Origin of the sequence: Rhizobium jaguaris (assembly GCF_003627755.1) — a bacterium.
Lineage (GTDB): Bacteria > Pseudomonadota > Alphaproteobacteria > Rhizobiales > Rhizobiaceae > Rhizobium > Rhizobium jaguaris.
This window is the reverse complement of the sequence record NZ_CP032694.1, coordinates 1,941,409-1,956,301: the sequence shown is the minus strand read 5'-3', so window position 1 is coordinate 1,956,301 and position 14,893 is coordinate 1,941,409. Positions and strand designations below refer to the sequence as shown.

The following is a 14,893-nucleotide window of genomic DNA, read 5'->3' as shown; positions in this document are numbered from 1 at the left end:
ACTTCCGTCAAACTCAATGGGCGCCGAATTCAATCAGCGCCGCACTCAATGGGTCCAGGGCTGGATGCGATTGAAACGGAAGTTGTCGGTGTAGGAAACCACCTGACGGTTGGCGTCCTTAGGGGGGAGAACGCGATATTCGATGCCATTGCGCTGGGCATAGGCCTCGGCCTGCTCCTGCGTATCGAAGGTCAGCTTGAGCTGCTGGCGCGTGTCCGCCGAAGAAGTATAGCCCATGATCGGATCGATCTTGCGCGGGATCTCCTGGTCGAATTCCAGAACCCACAAATGGGTCTTGGCCTTGCCGGACTGCATGGCGGTTTTTGCGGGACGGTAAATCTTGGCAGGCATCGCTGCAGCGCCTCCGGGTAAGCGGGACAGTCCCGCCTTTTGCTTCTCTTGCCTTCGCCCGGCCGGTAAAGGCAGAGCAACATGGGATTTTGCTTAGCCGCGAATCCGCGTGGTTTCAAGCAAAAATGGTGGCGCCCCGTTACCTTAGCCATTCGATGCCACCCTGCTCGATCCGCACTCACAACTCGCGTCGGCAACAGGCTCTATATCCGCCTCATACGCACCAGCATGAGGACAATAGCCAGCAGGACCAGCGCGACGCTCGAAGGGCCATAGCCGAATCCAAGCGGCGCCATGTAGGGCCAGTACGGCAACGCGCCGAACATGACCACGATCAGGATAACCAGCAGGATCGTGCGCAGCATTCCATCCTCCTCTGTTCAACCGAATAGGTTCCAGCTCGCGCCGAAGCGCCTCGAAAAATACTTCGCTTCGGCGACGAAGGGCGAAGTTTCATGGTCGCGCCGGCATTCGTTTCGCTTTTATGTGCGTTTATTTCTTCGCCGCCATAGCGTCGATTGACTTACAACCAGAATCAGTACTTCGTTTCCCTCTATAGTTTAAAGTCATTCACTCTAAATACTTTGCCGCTAAAAGAGGGTCTTTGGATGCAGAAGCTTTATATTAGTTGTTTCGGACTATTGATGCTGACGTCTTGTACAAGCGACGTCATCCAGAAACCAAATCCACTTCTAAGTCAAACCGCCGCGTCTCAAGCATTAAGACCCGGCGCGTACTCTACCGCACTCGTTTCATCCGACCTTCTTAAGCCAGGCCGGATCTATCATCAGGATTCAGCCGGAAAATTCTATGAGCTTTGTCAGAATGACTTCAAGAAACAAAACGCGCTGAAAGCTCTTTCATTCACATCCGCGAGCTCTGACCCGGACGAAGTTGTACAGGATCAAGTCTATCTTTCAGGAGCTTATTTTGGCGTCGGCGTCACAACCCTGAGAGTACCATATACCAGGGTAAAGGTAACGGGCTTCACGACGTCAACAATGAACACAGATGACGACCCTACGAGGTTCATTACCAATAACATCGCAAAAGCGTGTAGAGAAACAATCCTGCCGCGCAACAAACCGTACTATATCACATCCGCTGTAGCGGTAGCCAAGAAGGCAGACGTTTACAGCCGCCCGCCCTTTGACAAAATAACGATTGGCAACGGCGGCTATGACGGAAGTGCGCAAGAAACCCTCAAATCAACGCGCAAAAACGTCGTGTTCGGTGTCACCGCCGATCAAGTTAAATAACATCGTCCATCAGTTAACGGGCAAACGCAGTGATGGGGGATGGCGCATTCACCGTCCCTCATTTGCGGGATTAGCTTTGAGCCGGCACCACACTGAAGTACTTCGGGAACGTCGCCCACAAGCCGGCGGCGCCGTAATTCCGGTTCTCGATGATCAGGACAACGGCGCACGTTTTGATCGTTGGTGTGGCAAGGACATGAGCGACCTAGCGAAGCTCGATAGCAGCTTCCGCATCGCACGTGTCCAATTTCGCCTCGATGCCATGTCTGCGATGGCGTCTCCCCCAAAATAGAAGTTCGCACCACAGCGAGGAGTTTCGCCCGGTTCATATGAAAACATCATCGTCTTAGAGTGGTAGAGACACCGCCTTTTGTGGCGATGGACTAAACCGCGCCCCCGGCGATCATGGCTTGTTCAACCTGAGGAACAGTCATGTGCAAGGTGTTTGCTATTTTGACGCTGATGTCGTCAGCACTGGCGAGCTGCGCCAGCTTTACGCCTGCGCAAGTCGCGAAGCCGAGTGACATCTCGCTCGACACAGCTTTGAACGATGTTGCGGACTCGCTTCACAGGCTGCAGAAGAAATATGCCGGAAAAGACAAGATCGGCATGATGGTCGATGAGGTTCAGGTGCAGTTCGCTATTGCAGTCACCGCGGGTGACACGGGCAACGTTCAATTGAATGTCGCAGACGTGCCAATTGGCACTGCAGGTGGAACCCTGGGCGCAAGCGCTGGACATGGGGAAAGCTCCAGTGCCAATCGCGGAAACACGATTACCGTTACCTTCAAAAACGTCGCCACTGCCGACCTGAGCAAGGGCAGTTTCTCGTTCATCCCGCCCGCATCTGGAAAGGGTGGCAAAGACAGCGGCGGCAATGCTCCAAAATGGACACCGGAACAACTTGCCGCACTACAGAAGGCCCTTGATCAGCTCAAGCTCTTTGAGAAACAACCACAGAATAATGCAAAATGAGCGGACGATGGACAAGAATGAGCCCCTTTTCGGATGCTCGCCCAAGGTTCATCAAACCTGGCGGGAAATCGAAGCAGGTTGAGAGAGCTTCGATATACGCTTTTCGAGTGAGATATTAGATGACTTCCAGCAGCCGCTCTCTCGAAGCTTGAGGCGCCGGACGCGCCGGCTGGGCTTCAACTCACATTCATTGTGGCGAGAATAGGCCACCTTCCTGCACAAGCAAACCCGCCACTTGATGGTGGCGGGCTGTAGCTGTTGCTATTTCGTAGCGTTTTCGATCAAAAATACGGCGAGCGGCAAACCGCTCTTTCGCCAACCCGTGGTACGAAGGTGTTGTCTGACACGCGATAGGTGCGCCATCTGTTCGTGCACCATTGAACGTGCCGAGGCGGAAGACCGACAACTTGCACAGGCGCATGACGAACCGGCGCCGGACGAGCCGCAGCGGCACCTATCAATGCTCCGGCACCGAAGGCGGCAACGGGATACCACCAGCCATTCGAGCTGCGTCTATAGCCATGCCGGTGGTATCGACTCCCACGGTAGCCATTATACCAGCGATCGGAGCGGCGGGGGCGACGAACCTGGTTACTTCCGCGACGAGGCTGGTCACCCCGGCGGTATTGCACCGGCTGCGCCTTGCTCGAAACTTCCGGAACCGTCAATGTTACGATGGGGAATGCGTAGGCTTCACCCACGCCTGCGAGCGCGGTCGATGCAGCAATAATTGCAACCGCCAGCTTTTTCATCTGCTAACTCCTTCGGTCTGGCCTATGGAAAAACGGATACAACCCGAGAAAAAGTATACCTCTAATTTAGCAATTCAATATCTCCCGATACCTTTGGGCGAAAAATAGTCCGCAAAACAGAGGACATGCCTACGACAAGCGAACATCCGGCCGCATCGCCGTGGCTTCGATAGCCACGAGCCGTTTCCGTCGAAAAATTGAGGTATATGAGGTGTTTGCGCAGGAGCGGTAGGTCGGCGCCATCTCCGTCAAGGCGGGCGTCTCCGAAGGCCACGATGCCGTATGGCTTCGTTTCATTCACCTTGATGTTGAACCAATCCCGAAAGCTTCAAGGGCTTCGATGCATATCTCATTAGAGAGAAATCGCCGCGATTCCGTCATCTGGATCGCTCGGAATGACCGTGGAAGAATTCGAGCGGACCTATACCGCAGAACGGTGTGAACTCCCGGGAAAGGGCAGAAAATGGGTACCAATCCGATCCGGCCGGTTGATTTTAGAAAATTACCGTCGCTCACGAAATTGGAAATTGCGCCATGAATTCAATCATATGGCGATGGTCGGAGTGGAGAGATTCGAACTCCCGACCCTCTGGTCCCAAACCAGATGCGCTACCAGACTGCGCTACACTCCGTGCCCATACGCATAATCCCCTTTAGGGGATCGCGTTGTTCCGCTCTGCAGAACGAGTGCGGAGATACACGGTTCATCTCCATGCTGCAACAGCTAAAATGGCGTCGAGGTGCTGATCCCCGACGAAAAATCTACTTGGCGAGGTTGGCGGAAATCGTGGCGCTGGTCACCTTGTCGCCGACAGCAAGGCCAAGCTTCCTAGCGATACCGCCGTTCAGCTCGATGACGTAAAGCACCGCCCCCTCGGAGCTGATGATCGCTTCCGAATAGGGTACGGCGTTTTCCTGAATGTGCGTGATGACGCCGTTCTTGTCCAGGAAGAGCATGTCGAGCGGCAACACGGTGTTCTTCATCCACATCATGACCGGACGGGGAGCACCGAAATTGAACAGCATGCCGTGATCGGCCGGCATGCTCTTGCGATACATCAGGCCGAACTCGAGCTGCGGCTCGGTCAACGCCAATTCCACAGTGAACTTGTGCGTCACGCCCTTAGCCGTCTGGATCGACAACTGTTCCGAATCGAACGCCATCAATTTCTCGCTGGTCGCTTGTGCTGCAAAGGCGGGTGCGGATGCTCCAACAAGAAAAAGCGCCACGACGGCGCTCTTCAAAACGAAAGAAAACGTAACCCTGCTCATGTCAATGCGGCCGCGTCACCGGGCTTGGCGCATCCGGATGGATTTCCGCAGCCATCAATCCCTTCTCACCCGGCCCGAAGCGGACGAGGACCACCTGCCCTGGCCGCAGCTCCGCCAGACCGAAACGACGCAAGGTTTCCATATGCACGAAAATATCCTCCGTGCCCTCGCCGCGCGTCAGGAAGCCGAATCCCTTGGTGCGGTTGAACCACTTGACCAAGGCGCGCTCCAGGCCGCTGGTTGCCGTCACCTGGACATGCGTGCGCACAGGCGGCATCTGCGACGGGTGCACAGCGGTCGATTGATCCATGGAGAGGATCTTGAAAGCCTGATAGCCACGTTCGCGACGCTGAATCAGGGCAACGATACGCGTTCCCTCGAGAATGGTCTGATAACCATCGCGACGCAGGCAGGTCACATGCAGCAACACATCCTGCATACCGTTGTCAGGAACGATGAAGCCAAAACCCTTGGCGACGTCGAACCATTTGACGACGCCGGAGATTTCGATGAGCTCGACGGCTTCGCCCGACATCTCTCCGAAGTCGACGATTCCCTTCGATGAAATTCTATCACCCATCTTAGCCAGCCCTCGATTACGCGTCACACTGTTACGGTTAACTGATTCCTTGAAATCAAGATTAACATCTTGGTAACGGAAAAGCGCAAGTCCTAGTTTTCGTTTATTCCCATCCGTAGATTATTGCGCCAAGTCTTGCCTGAAGCTGGTGTCTCGTTTCATGATCGTGTCCAGCACAACATTAGAGAGGAAATAGAATGCGTTATCTCCACACAATGGTCCGCGTTACCGATCTCGACGCCTCGCTGCACTTTTATAGCACTCTCTTCGGCCTCACTGAAACCCGTCGCTACGAAAACGAGAAAGGCCGTTTCACACTCGTTTTCCTTGCTGCCAGCGAGGATGTCGACGCGTCGCGAAGCCGCGGCGCTCCCAGTCTGGAGCTTACCTATAACTGGGACCCTGAAGAGTATACCGGAGGACGCAACTTCGGTCACCTCGCCTATGAGGTTGATGATATCTATGCAATCTGCCAGAAACTTATGGACAATGGCATTACAATCAACCGGCCGCCCCGCGACGGTCACATGGCTTTCGTGCGGTCTCCGGATGGCATTTCCATTGAGATCCTGCAGAAGGGCGCCGATCTTGCTCCGGCCGAGCCCTGGGCTTCGATGCCCAACACCGGCGCCTGGTAGGCGCTAGCTTTCGCGAAGCTTACGGCACGCGCGGAGCCATCGGTTTCGCGCTTGCCGGTCATACCCGCTCTCCGGCATGCTTGGACGACTCGAAGCATCATGCATCGGATTTCGTGCGGTCATCGTTCCCAGTCAGCGCCGCACGTTATCATCGTCCCTCGCGAGAGGCCGTTCCGGTGCTAATTTTTAAGCGGGGAACGTCCTTTGTGCGATAGGCCAATTTTATCCGGCAATAAAAAGCTTGCAAGCGCTATTGCCGCCGCCATGTCATTTGTAATGCTCGCCGGCTGCGCGACGACGAGCGACAAGCCGCAACAAACGGCCGAGGTCACGCCGCAGCCGAGCGCCGCAGAACAGCTTGCCGACGCTCTCAACACCAAAGCCGAGGCGAAACGGCAAAAGGGCGAGGTCGCCTATCGCGATCCACTGGTCCACAGCGTGCATGGCGCGCAGCCGCAGATGGTTGCCCAGCAGACGGGCAGTCAAGCCTACTTCCCGGCCGCTCCGGCCGGCGCAACACCTGTTGCCACGGATGCACCAGCGGGCATCGCCGGGCTGGTGACGCAGCCGACGGCGGTCAACGCCAATAGAAGCAGCATCTATTCGACGCCAGCGCCGATTACCGTCAATCCCGACGGAACGCTGGCCAACACGCAGCCGGGTGCCGGACAGCCGCAGGGACCCACCCCGATCATGCGCAGCGTCTACAGCATGCCGCCCGGTGCGCTGCAGAATGTCACGCCACAACAGGGCGATGGCGGTATGCCCGTCGACCAAACGTCCCAGGCGGTAATCCCTCCGCCCGTCATCCGCAACGCCGCCTATACATCGGGAAGCCCGATGAAGCCAACGGCGGACGCCACGCCGTCGAAAATCATGCCTGTCCGCGGCTCCAATGCCCGGAAAATCGACAGCAAGGAAGCATTGATGCTGGCGCATATCGTTGCGTCGAAGGGTCAGGGGCAAGATGGCAAGCCTCTGATCACGCAGGCGCAAAGCGGAGCGGGACTATAAGCCGCCCCTCTCCGCAAATCCATGCAACATCCTGTTAAGGCAGGCTTATTCAAGTTTCGCCGCAGCGTTATGCTTCTGTCATTTTTTCCAAGAAAAAACGAAATAGGCGCTTGCGGTAATGAAATCCCCCCGCTATAAGCGCGCCACACAACAGCACGCGCCCTTCGTCTATCGGTTAGGACGACAGATTTTCATTCTGTAAAGAGGGGTTCGACTCCCCTAGGGCGTGCCACCTTCTTCCGGTTCGTGAATTCCAGAATTTGCGCGATGCGCTCCTTGTGAGCCGCACGAGCAGCCCGGATTTTGTCGGGCGTGTCTACGTTGCCGAAATTCTTTTAGGCCAATTCAAGAGCCCAAAAGGCAGGGACGTTGCCAGGAAACACGGCAGGGAACCAGGGGCACCCAAGTGTTCCCACCGCGCTTGGTCGAGGGACACCGTTGATGAGGGAAAGGGCGAGGTCGACGGCGCCTCTCTCATCGCCCCGTGGGGAGGCGGTTAGCGAGCCTAGAGCCCAACGGCAAACTCGTCGGCGACCGAACTTGCAGCCGTTTCATTTGTTCCGGAAAAAGCGGTGTGAGGCAAGTCGCTTATTTTTAAGTGACCTCGCTAGGCCTCCAGGTCGACGCAGCGACTACTCGGGATAGACCGGGACGTCCTCCGGCTTCGGCTTGTTGAAAAGGATGAATACCAAGGGGTTGCCGGGCTCGGACATTGCATCGCTGCGCTGGCCCGTTATCTCGCCCGCCACGCTGCTTGTATACTCCGCAACCACCTCGCCGAAGCTATTGCGCTGGATGGCAACCTTTTGTCCGGCTCCGACCTTGTCGTTGAGTTTGACCAGATGTTCGACGAGCCCGCCCGCAGTGGCCAGGATCGGGAACGCGCTGTTGCCGACAAAGACAGTCACGTCCTTGCCTGTGCGACCCATTGGCCCGGCAACGATGCCGTGATGCTTGAGGACGTTCATTGTGCCTTCGACGAAGAGCGGGATCATTTCGAGGTCTAAGACGCGTGGAGCGCCGATTTCCGGTGTGAAGGACGGGATGCCCACGTCCATAAACGCGTTGTGCAGGACACCGGGATATACATGATTATCGAAGATCTGGCCGACGGGATACAGCTCCACCATCGCCTTGACTTCGGGCACATCCATACCGCCAATATTGAATGCAGTGACTTCAAATCCGGTTGTCCCGGTGTGGAAGTCGATCGCGAAATCGGCGTTCGGCCGCAGCAGCCGATTGAACAGAAGCCCAGCATGTCGGCTGGGTGCAGTTGCGCCGTTCTCGTTCCCGGGCCACTCCCGATTCATATCGATCAGATCGAGGCCTCTGCCCTGGTTAGGCCATCTGCGCTGCATGCTTTCCAGGGCTGGGCTGGACACATCCGTGACCGCAATCACCGTGCCCGACATCTGCGCCGGGTCGAGCTGGTTCATCACGGCCTGCACCGTGTGTATGGAACTCATCTCGTCGCCATGCACGCCGCTGGTCAGGACACCGCGTTTGCCCGGCTTTGCTCCCTTGGCGACCGTCACAGACACATACCAGTGCTGTCCGGTCGGCATCTCAACACCCTGGAAGTACAAAAGGTGCTTCTTGCCTGGCTCCAGGTCATTGACATCGAGCGCGCTGACGACCTTTTTGCCGTCGATAACATCGCCGGTATAAACCGTTCCCGATGGCGGATTGGCAGATGGTGTCGGGGCGTCCTGAGCATTCGCCGTACCAGCTGCGACGGCGGCCGCCGCTGCGGCGCCGACCGTGGCAATGGACGCCTTTAGCAAATTGCGGCGATCGATGCCTTTTGGAGATTTGTCCGGCATGATGAGGTCCCTTGTGATTGTGAACGACAACATTCGTGCGACGGCGCGGCATGCGCATCGGTCGCAAATTCCCGCGTGAGCTAAAATACGGATATGCTTCTAAAAACGCAAGGTTGTATGATTTCCGCGATAACTATGTCGGGGTTTGCGATCCTGCGGCGTTGTCGGCTGGGTTCAAAGATGGTGCAAAGGAGAACTGCCGCGCGAAAATTGGCGGCGATAACAATTATATACGACTTCGCAGTTTCATCTTGTCCGGCGTACCGCTGTCCTTATTCTTTGACAACAAATGATCCAGCTTCCGCTTGCGGCTGCTTTGCGTTATTCCTATATGGTCGCAAGCGCATCCTGCGCCCTTCGTCTATCGGTTAGGACGACAGATTCTCATTCTGTAAAGAGGGGTTCGACTCCCCTAGGGCGTACCAATCAAACCAGCCGCGAACTTTTCCACAATTGCCGCGAAAAATCCGGCTCTACCCGCAGATTTTTCTCGATTTTCCGCTTGCGGGAACAAAAGGTGCTGACTATAAGGGCGCCACAGCACGCGCCCTTCGTCTATCGGTTAGGACGACAGATTTTCATTCTGTAAAGAGGGGTTCGACTCCCCTAGGGCGTGCCACTGTTCTTCCTGATATTTCAAATGCATCGCTGGCGCGATTTACAAACGCTGCATCAACGTTACTAGGTCGCTGTTGTTCAGCCGTTCTCATGCGTTTGCGTTCATCTTTGTTATAGCACCGAGAATAACGATTTCCTGTTCGCCGCATCGACGTGCTTCTGCATTTCGGTAGTCTTCCAACAACGCGCCAGTCCCATATTGCTGCGGCGGAGTTGCGCTTGTTGGCCATGTAAAGCATCACTGATCTTATGAGCTTTGTAATAATGAAACGTTCCACACACGACGCCTCTTTTGTCCATGCCGCACACCTAATCGGCGACGTCATGGAGCCCGGAATCTGCACCCGTTTTAGGCGAGTCATATAAGCGATTGCAGGCACCAGTAAGGAATATTACGACTTATCGATGTATTCATTCATCAAGCATGAGGTTGAGATGCAGGAGAAGCGGCGTATCCAATCTGTCGCGAAAGTGAATTGGTTTAAACAGCTCAGGCACGACCCTTTAAGGATGATTGAGCTGGGCTTGGTAGTTCTAGGAACAACCGTAGCCGCATTTTCGTCTTTCTTTTCTTGGCAGGCTGCCTCAGCTACCGCGGAGCAAGCGAAATACGCTCACGAAGCACTTTCCGCAGCGGATATGAATGCGAGCTTTCGGACATACATCGCATCCTGGAATAAGCTCTGCAACGCTATTACGCCACCCGAATATGGACTCACAGTCGGTACGCCTTTCTTTGAAGACGAAGGAAAACTTACCGTTATTGTCACAAATTTGGGTTTTGACCGAGCGGCTTTCAATCTTGCTGCATACGTTGATCGAATAGCGGATGCCGAAGATATCGCCAGGGACAACTTAATCGAATTCAAAGCGTTTCTTCCGGAAGACACCTTTGGTCGGACAGAACAAGCTCTCACGATAATCGGCTACTTCTATAGCTTCTCGCCGTCGGCTATCGGGCCAAGGACGAAGCCGCTCGCGCGGCATTGGCGCCCGTGGTGACGGTGCAGCAACGATCTGAACGCCGTGCATTTTGTGGGTTTGCCGTCCTGGCTGAGGATTGGGGTCTTCTCAATCACCAGACAGGAGGTTCCCATGACGGAGGAGAAGACGACCCCGCTGCGCGAACGGATGATCGAAGACATGCGCATCCGCGGGATGGGCGACAAAGTCCGGCAAGCCCATATTCGGGCGATCAAGGATTTCGCCGGGTTTCTGAAGCGATCTCCGGATACCGCGACACCCGACGACCTGCGCGCCTACCAATTGCACATGACCAATGCGGGCGTCACGCCGCCGACCTTCAACGCCCGCATCGTCGCGCTGAGGTTCTTTTTCGGCATCACCTGCGACCGCGAAGAGATGAAGCGGCATATGCAGTTCCGTCGGCAACCGCAGAAGTTGCCCGTTGTCTTGAGCGTTGAGGAGGTTTCCGACCTGCTTGTGGCGGCCCAGGGGCCGGGCCTGAAGTATCGAGCGGCGCTCAGCATCTCCTATGGCGCCGGACTGCGGGCCTCCGAAGTCTGCAACCTCAAGATCAGCGACATCGACAGCGATCGGATGCTGATCCATGTCGAACAGGGCAAGGGACAGAAGGACCGCAAGGTGATGCTGTCGCCCCTGCTGCTGGAACTCTTGCGCGACTATTGGCGCGAGTCACGGCCGCAGGGCTGGCTTTTTCCTGGCAAACCGAAGATCAACCCGATCTCGCCGCGGCAGCTCAACCGCGCCTTCACCGCCGCCAAAAAACTGGCCGGGATCGCCAAGCCAGCGACGCTGCACACCCTGCGGCACAGTTTTGCCACCCACCTGCTGGAAGCGAACACGGATGTGCGGGTGATCCAGGTCCTTCTGGGACACGCCAAGCTGACGACCACCGCCCGTTATATGCATGTCGCCACGAAGACGATCCGCGACACGATCAGCCCGTTCGAGACCCTGAAGAAGCTGCAGGACCAAACGCTCCGACGCGAACTGGAGTAGCGCCCGTCCGGTGATCCGGCCAAAACTGGAGATCGCCGACATCTTCCGTGCCTATGGCCCGGCGTGGCGGCGGGCCAATGCCGGGCATGTTAGCCTGACCCAGCTCAAGGTCATGGCGGCGATCGAGGCCTGCCGAACCGAGGCGCTCGGCGGGCATGTGGCAGCCTGTGCCAAATGCGGCCACCATCACATCGCCTACAATTCCTGCAAGAATCGGCACTGCCCGAAGTGCCAGGGACCCGCGGCGCGGGACTGGATGGCCGCCCGTGCCGAAGACCTGCTGCCGGTCGAGTATTTCCATGTTGTCTTCACCATCCCCGCCGAGATCGCGCAGATCGCCTATTGGAATAAGAAGACGGTCTATGATCTTCTATTCCGGGCATCGGCGGAGACGTTGACCACCATCGCCGCCGATCCCCGGCACCTTGGCGCAAACATCGGCATGACCAGCGTGCTGCACACCTGGGGGTCGGCGCTGACCCATCACCCGCATGTGCACATCGTCGTGCCCGGCGGTGGACTGTCGCCGGATGGCACGCGCTGGATTGGCTGTCGCCCGGGGTTCCTTCTGCCCATAAAGGTTCTGTCTCGTCTGTTTCGGCGGCTGTTTCTCGAAGGACTGATGGCACTCAGTCAATCCGGGGTGCTCTGCTTCTTCGGCGATCTAGCCCGGCTTGCAGAGGCGGATGCCTTCGCTGCCTGGCTTGCCCCCTTCCGCAAATCCGACTGGGTCGTCTACACCAAGCCCCCATTCGGCGGCCCCGAGGCCGTGCTGGCCTATCTCAGCCGCTACACGCACCGCGTGGCGATCTCGAACAGCCGCCTGATCAGCGCGAATGCCGAGGCGGTCACCTTCCGCTGGAAGGACTACCGCATCAAGACCGGTGACCGTCACAAGGTCATGCGGCTGGCCACCGACGAGTTCATCCGCCGCTTCCTAATCCACGTGCTGCCCGACGGATTCCACCGCATCCGCCACTACGGCCTGCTGGCCGGAGCAGGCCGCAAGGCCAATGTCGCAAAGATAAGGAAACTGCTCGGGACGGAAGCGCCATCACAGGACGACACGCCAAGCGCCGAGAGCATCCCGCTCACCCTGAGGCAGCCATGCCCAGATTGCGGCGGCCCGATGCGCATCGTCGAGATATTCCGCCGTGGCCAGCGACCCAAATCCCGTGCGCCACCCCGAAAGGACGCCGCATGACGAAACGCCTGTCACATCAGCCAAGGCCGGCCCGGATCTGCGATGCATTCCGGGGTGGCGCCGATTTGCGCCAGGCAACGCCGCACACTGCAAAACCGCCGATGCGAGGCCTACGAAAGAGGAGCACCCCAACCCCGATCGCGTCATTGCAAGCCTTCGGGGCAACCCGCTTGCACCCGACGCTCCCACCGATAGCCACCTCAGAAAACCGCAGCCGCACGCTTTCCCCATAGGCGCTCCACCCAGCCCCCGCAGGCCTCCTCCTTGGAAGGTTTTTCAACGCGGGCCGACACACGCCCAGCCGCCACCGTCACACCGCGGCCCGCATCGAAAAACCTTCACCAAATGCGATCAAAACTCAGCTGATCAGATCGTCAGCTTTGTGCCACTATTACACTGAAGAACAGCTACGCTGGTTTAAAAATAAAACTCATAAGATTGCGCCAATTATATTTGCATTGGCGGATATGGATATTCAGTACACCAGCGACCTGCCTCCAGCCGCCGGAGCCCGATAAGGCACGATAGCGGCGTCGAACGCTACGGCTCGCTTAGCTTCGAAACGCAGAGTTCTGGCTCGGCTGTTAGACGGCCTTGGCGGCATCCATGACACGCAATTGCACGCGCCTTGCGCCCTGCCAGTGATCGGCACCGAGCGTGCCGGCGATATGGATTTGCGCACCGCGGGAAGACAGCAGCAGTTCGCCGAGGGGCGTTTCAACGGCGCGGAAGGCGATGCCGTCGAGACGGCCGCCGTCCTGGGCCTCCAGGGTGATCTTGATGTGAGACTGGCCGACGAGGCGCGAATCGCGCAGGCGGTGGCTTGGAAGAGCGAAGATCGGCTGCGGATGGCCGGAGCCATAGGGGCCGGCGGTTTCGAGCTGGTCGACCAGTTCCGCCGTCGCGCCGCCGGCGCCGAGCGCGCCGTCGATCTTCAGCGTTTCGTTGGCCACGAGGCCGGCGACCTGCCTCTCCGCCTTCTCTGTAAAGAAGGCGCGCAGTTTGCCGAGATTGGCGCGTTCCACCGTCAGCCCCGCCGCCATGGCATGACCGCCGCCCTTGACGAGCAGGCCGGCATCGACGGCGGCGCGCACCATGCGGCCCATGTCGAAGCCGTTGATCGAGCGCCCGGAGCCAGTGCCCCGCCCCATCGAATCGAAAGCAATAGCAAACGTTGGACGGCGGAACTTATCTTTCAACCTCGAGGCGATCAGGCCGACAATGCCGGGATGCCAGTTCTCCCGCGCCGTGACGATGATAGAAGCCCCCTCGCCGTTGCCGTATTCGGCCAGCGCTTCGGCTTCCGCTTCCTGCAGCATGGCGGCTTCCATCGCCTGGCGCTCGCGATTGAGATCATCCAGCCTCTCGGCGATCGTCTCGGCCTCGGAGGCAACGTCGAGCGTCAGCAGCCGAGCGCCGAGCGCCGCATCACCGATACGCCCGCCCGCATTGATGCGCGGGCCGATCATGAAACCGAAATGATAGGGCGTAACTGGGCCGCCAAGCCCCGCCTTGCGAAACAAGGCGGCAAGACCGGGATTGCCCTGATGGCGGGCGGCGATCAGGCCCTTGACAACATAAGCGCGGTTCAGCCCCTTCAGCGGCACGACATCGCAGACCGTCGCCAGGGCGACGATATCCAGCCAGGCAAGCAGGTCGATGGAGCGGACCCGGGCATCACCCGCCTCGCGCAATTGCCGCAGGGCGGCGACCAGGACTAGGAAGACCACGCCGGCCGCGCAGAGGTGCCCCTGCCCCGACAGATCGTCCTCGCGGTTCGGATTGACCAGCGCGTGGCAATGCGGCAGCTCATGCGCGACCTGGTGATGATCGATGACGACGACGTCGATGTTCCGCGCTTTCGCCGCCTCCAGCGATTCGAAGCTGGTGGAGCCGCAGTCGACGGTGACGATCAGCGTCGCGCCATTGTCGATGAGCTGGTTGATGGCGGCGGGATTCGGGCCGTAGCCTTCGAATATCCGGTCGGGAATATAGATGCTGGCCGGCACGCCGAAATGGCTGAGAAAACGGTACAGCAGTGCCGAGGAGGCCGCACCGTCGACATCGTAGTCACCAAAGATGGCGACGGTCTCACGCGCCTTGATGGTGCGCAGCAGGCGTTGCGCGGCCTTCTCGCAGTCGGTCAGCAGATGCGGATCGGGCATCAGGCTACGAATGGTCGGGTCAAGAAAGGCCATGGCCTCGTCGAGGCCAACGCCGCGGCCGGCAAGAACGCGGGCGATCAGGTCCGGCAGGCCGTGAGTTTGGGCGATGGCAAGCGCTCGGTTCTGGCCGGCTTGGTCGAGCCGGGAAATCCAGCGATTGCCGGAGACGGAGCGCTCGACGCCCAGAAATGCCCGCTGCACAGGATCTGCCGGCTGTTCCACCATCTCTCCCAGAATTGGATGGCCCGTTTCCGAT

General features: G+C 58.0%; 15 protein-coding genes and 4 tRNA genes. 11 read left to right on the top strand and 8 right to left on the bottom strand.

Going from position 1 to position 14,893, the window contains the following annotated elements:
- Window positions 1-45 precede the first annotated feature (45 nt).
- Together CCGE525_RS09625 and CCGE525_RS09620 are read right to left on the bottom strand one after the other, a co-directional pair.
- Window positions 46-351 (bottom strand): ETC complex I subunit, encoded by a 306-nt coding sequence (locus CCGE525_RS09625; RefSeq protein WP_120704056.1) that lies wholly within the window; start codon window positions 349-351, stop codon window positions 46-48.
- 203 nt (window positions 352-554) lie between these two features.
- A complete protein-coding gene (locus tag CCGE525_RS09620) occupies window positions 555-716 on the bottom strand; it encodes a DUF3309 family protein (protein ID WP_120704055.1) in 162 nt (53 codons plus the stop codon).
- Window positions 717-959: 243 nt separating this feature from the next.
- Here CCGE525_RS09620 and CCGE525_RS09615 point away from each other — a divergent pair, with 243 nt between their 5' ends.
- Window positions 960-1,610, top strand: a complete 651-nt coding sequence (locus CCGE525_RS09615; protein ID WP_120704054.1) for a hypothetical protein — start codon at window positions 960-962, stop codon at window positions 1,608-1,610.
- A 432-nt stretch (window positions 1,611-2,042) separates the two neighbouring features.
- Window positions 2,043-2,585 carry a hypothetical protein gene (locus tag CCGE525_RS09610; RefSeq protein ID WP_120704053.1) on the top strand — a complete coding sequence of 181 codons (543 nt, stop codon included), beginning with the start codon at window positions 2,043-2,045 and terminating at the stop codon, window positions 2,583-2,585.
- Between the two features lie 281 nt (window positions 2,586-2,866).
- Here CCGE525_RS09610 and CCGE525_RS39815 read toward each other — a convergent pair whose 3' ends face one another.
- The 4 genes from CCGE525_RS39815 to CCGE525_RS09590 all read right to left on the bottom strand — a co-directional run bounded on the left by CCGE525_RS39815 (window position 2,867) and on the right by CCGE525_RS09590 (window position 5,189).
- The gene (locus tag CCGE525_RS39815; RefSeq protein WP_120704052.1) at window positions 2,867-3,337 is read right to left on the bottom strand and encodes a BA14K family protein; all 471 of its coding nucleotides are present in this window, start codon (window positions 3,335-3,337) and stop codon (window positions 2,867-2,869) included.
- Between the two features lie 555 nt (window positions 3,338-3,892).
- A tRNA-Pro gene (locus CCGE525_RS09600) sits at window positions 3,893-3,969 on the bottom strand.
- Window positions 3,970-4,099: 130 nt separating this feature from the next.
- Complete coding sequence (locus CCGE525_RS09595) at window positions 4,100-4,609, bottom strand: DUF192 domain-containing protein (protein ID WP_120704051.1); 510 nt, start codon at window positions 4,607-4,609, stop codon at window positions 4,100-4,102.
- A gap of 1 nt (window position 4,610) precedes the next feature.
- Window positions 4,611-5,189 (bottom strand): cold-shock protein, encoded by a 579-nt coding sequence (locus CCGE525_RS09590; protein WP_028753855.1) that lies wholly within the window; start codon window positions 5,187-5,189, stop codon window positions 4,611-4,613.
- 197 nt (window positions 5,190-5,386) lie between these two features.
- Here CCGE525_RS09590 and CCGE525_RS09585 point away from each other — a divergent pair, with 197 nt between their 5' ends.
- The 3 genes from CCGE525_RS09585 to CCGE525_RS09575 all read left to right on the top strand — a co-directional run bounded on the left by CCGE525_RS09585 (window position 5,387) and on the right by CCGE525_RS09575 (window position 7,073).
- Window positions 5,387-5,827: a VOC family protein gene (locus CCGE525_RS09585; RefSeq protein ID WP_120704050.1), complete on the top strand. Its 441-nt coding sequence runs from the start codon at window positions 5,387-5,389 to the stop codon at window positions 5,825-5,827.
- A gap of 264 nt (window positions 5,828-6,091) precedes the next feature.
- On the top strand, window positions 6,092-6,841 hold the full coding sequence (locus CCGE525_RS09580; RefSeq protein ID WP_245472117.1) for a hypothetical protein: 750 nt from the start codon (window positions 6,092-6,094) through the stop codon (window positions 6,839-6,841).
- A gap of 157 nt (window positions 6,842-6,998) precedes the next feature.
- Window positions 6,999-7,073 (top strand) — tRNA-Glu (locus CCGE525_RS09575).
- Window positions 7,074-7,473: 400 nt separating this feature from the next.
- On the opposite strand, the gene CCGE525_RS09570 is transcribed toward CCGE525_RS09575, so the two are convergent.
- Window positions 7,474-8,667, bottom strand: coding sequence for a M14 family metallopeptidase (locus CCGE525_RS09570; protein ID WP_120706348.1), 1,194 nt, complete (start codon window positions 8,665-8,667; stop codon window positions 7,474-7,476).
- Window positions 8,668-8,717: 50 nt separating this feature from the next.
- Between CCGE525_RS09570 and CCGE525_RS09565 the strand changes: the two genes are divergently transcribed.
- From CCGE525_RS09565 to CCGE525_RS09540, 6 genes are all read left to right on the top strand, one after another.
- Window positions 8,718-8,960 (top strand): hypothetical protein, encoded by a 243-nt coding sequence (locus CCGE525_RS09565; protein WP_162950144.1) that lies wholly within the window; start codon window positions 8,718-8,720, stop codon window positions 8,958-8,960.
- A gap of 57 nt (window positions 8,961-9,017) precedes the next feature.
- Window positions 9,018-9,092: transfer RNA gene (locus CCGE525_RS09560), tRNA-Glu, on the top strand.
- 119 nt (window positions 9,093-9,211) lie between these two features.
- A tRNA-Glu gene (locus CCGE525_RS09555) sits at window positions 9,212-9,286 on the top strand.
- A gap of 404 nt (window positions 9,287-9,690) precedes the next feature.
- Window positions 9,691-10,287, top strand: a complete 597-nt coding sequence (locus CCGE525_RS09550; RefSeq protein ID WP_120704047.1) for a hypothetical protein — start codon at window positions 9,691-9,693, stop codon at window positions 10,285-10,287.
- A 93-nt stretch (window positions 10,288-10,380) separates the two neighbouring features.
- A complete protein-coding gene (locus tag CCGE525_RS09545) occupies window positions 10,381-11,268 on the top strand; it encodes a tyrosine-type recombinase/integrase (RefSeq protein ID WP_120703950.1) in 888 nt (295 codons plus the stop codon).
- A gap of 10 nt (window positions 11,269-11,278) precedes the next feature.
- Entirely contained in the window at window positions 11,279-12,472 is a 1,194-nt protein-coding gene (locus CCGE525_RS09540) for an IS91 family transposase (protein WP_120703951.1), read from the top strand.
- A gap of 584 nt (window positions 12,473-13,056) precedes the next feature.
- On the opposite strand, the gene recJ is transcribed toward CCGE525_RS09540, so the two are convergent.
- Window positions 13,057-14,862 (bottom strand): single-stranded-DNA-specific exonuclease RecJ, encoded by a 1,806-nt coding sequence (gene recJ / locus CCGE525_RS09530; protein ID WP_120704046.1) that lies wholly within the window; start codon window positions 14,860-14,862, stop codon window positions 13,057-13,059.
- Between the last annotated feature and the right edge of the window lie 31 nt (window positions 14,863-14,893).

Excerpts from the sequence above, each read along its gene's own strand:
- CCGE525_RS09565 (WP_162950144.1), top strand. The coding sequence starts at position 8,718 with ATGCGCATCGGTCGCAAATTCCCGCGTGAGCTAAAATACGGATATGCT.
- CCGE525_RS39815 (WP_120704052.1), bottom strand. The coding sequence starts at position 3,337 with ATGAAAAAGCTGGCGGTTGCAATTATTGCTGCATCGACCGCGCTCGCA.
- CCGE525_RS09545 (WP_120703950.1), top strand. The coding sequence starts at position 10,381 with ATGACGGAGGAGAAGACGACCCCGCTGCGCGAACGGATGATCGAAGAC.
- CCGE525_RS09610 (WP_120704053.1), top strand. The coding sequence starts at position 2,043 with ATGTGCAAGGTGTTTGCTATTTTGACGCTGATGTCGTCAGCACTGGCG.
- recJ (WP_120704046.1), bottom strand. The coding sequence starts at position 14,862 with ATGGTGGAACAGCCGGCAGATCCTGTGCAGCGGGCATTTCTGGGCGTC.
- CCGE525_RS09595 (WP_120704051.1), bottom strand. The coding sequence starts at position 4,609 with ATGAGCAGGGTTACGTTTTCTTTCGTTTTGAAGAGCGCCGTCGTGGCG.
- CCGE525_RS09615 (WP_120704054.1), top strand. The coding sequence starts at position 960 with ATGCAGAAGCTTTATATTAGTTGTTTCGGACTATTGATGCTGACGTCT.
- CCGE525_RS09590 (WP_028753855.1), bottom strand. The coding sequence starts at position 5,189 with ATGGGTGATAGAATTTCATCGAAGGGAATCGTCGACTTCGGAGAGATG.
- CCGE525_RS09550 (WP_120704047.1), top strand. The coding sequence starts at position 9,691 with ATGTATTCATTCATCAAGCATGAGGTTGAGATGCAGGAGAAGCGGCGT.
- CCGE525_RS09570 (WP_120706348.1), bottom strand. The coding sequence starts at position 8,667 with ATGCCGGACAAATCTCCAAAAGGCATCGATCGCCGCAATTTGCTAAAG.
- CCGE525_RS09625 (WP_120704056.1), bottom strand. The coding sequence starts at position 351 with ATGCCTGCCAAGATTTACCGTCCCGCAAAAACCGCCATGCAGTCCGGC.
- CCGE525_RS09580 (WP_245472117.1), top strand. The coding sequence starts at position 6,092 with ATGTCATTTGTAATGCTCGCCGGCTGCGCGACGACGAGCGACAAGCCG.
- CCGE525_RS09620 (WP_120704055.1), bottom strand. The coding sequence starts at position 716 with ATGCTGCGCACGATCCTGCTGGTTATCCTGATCGTGGTCATGTTCGGC.
- CCGE525_RS09585 (WP_120704050.1), top strand. The coding sequence starts at position 5,387 with ATGCGTTATCTCCACACAATGGTCCGCGTTACCGATCTCGACGCCTCG.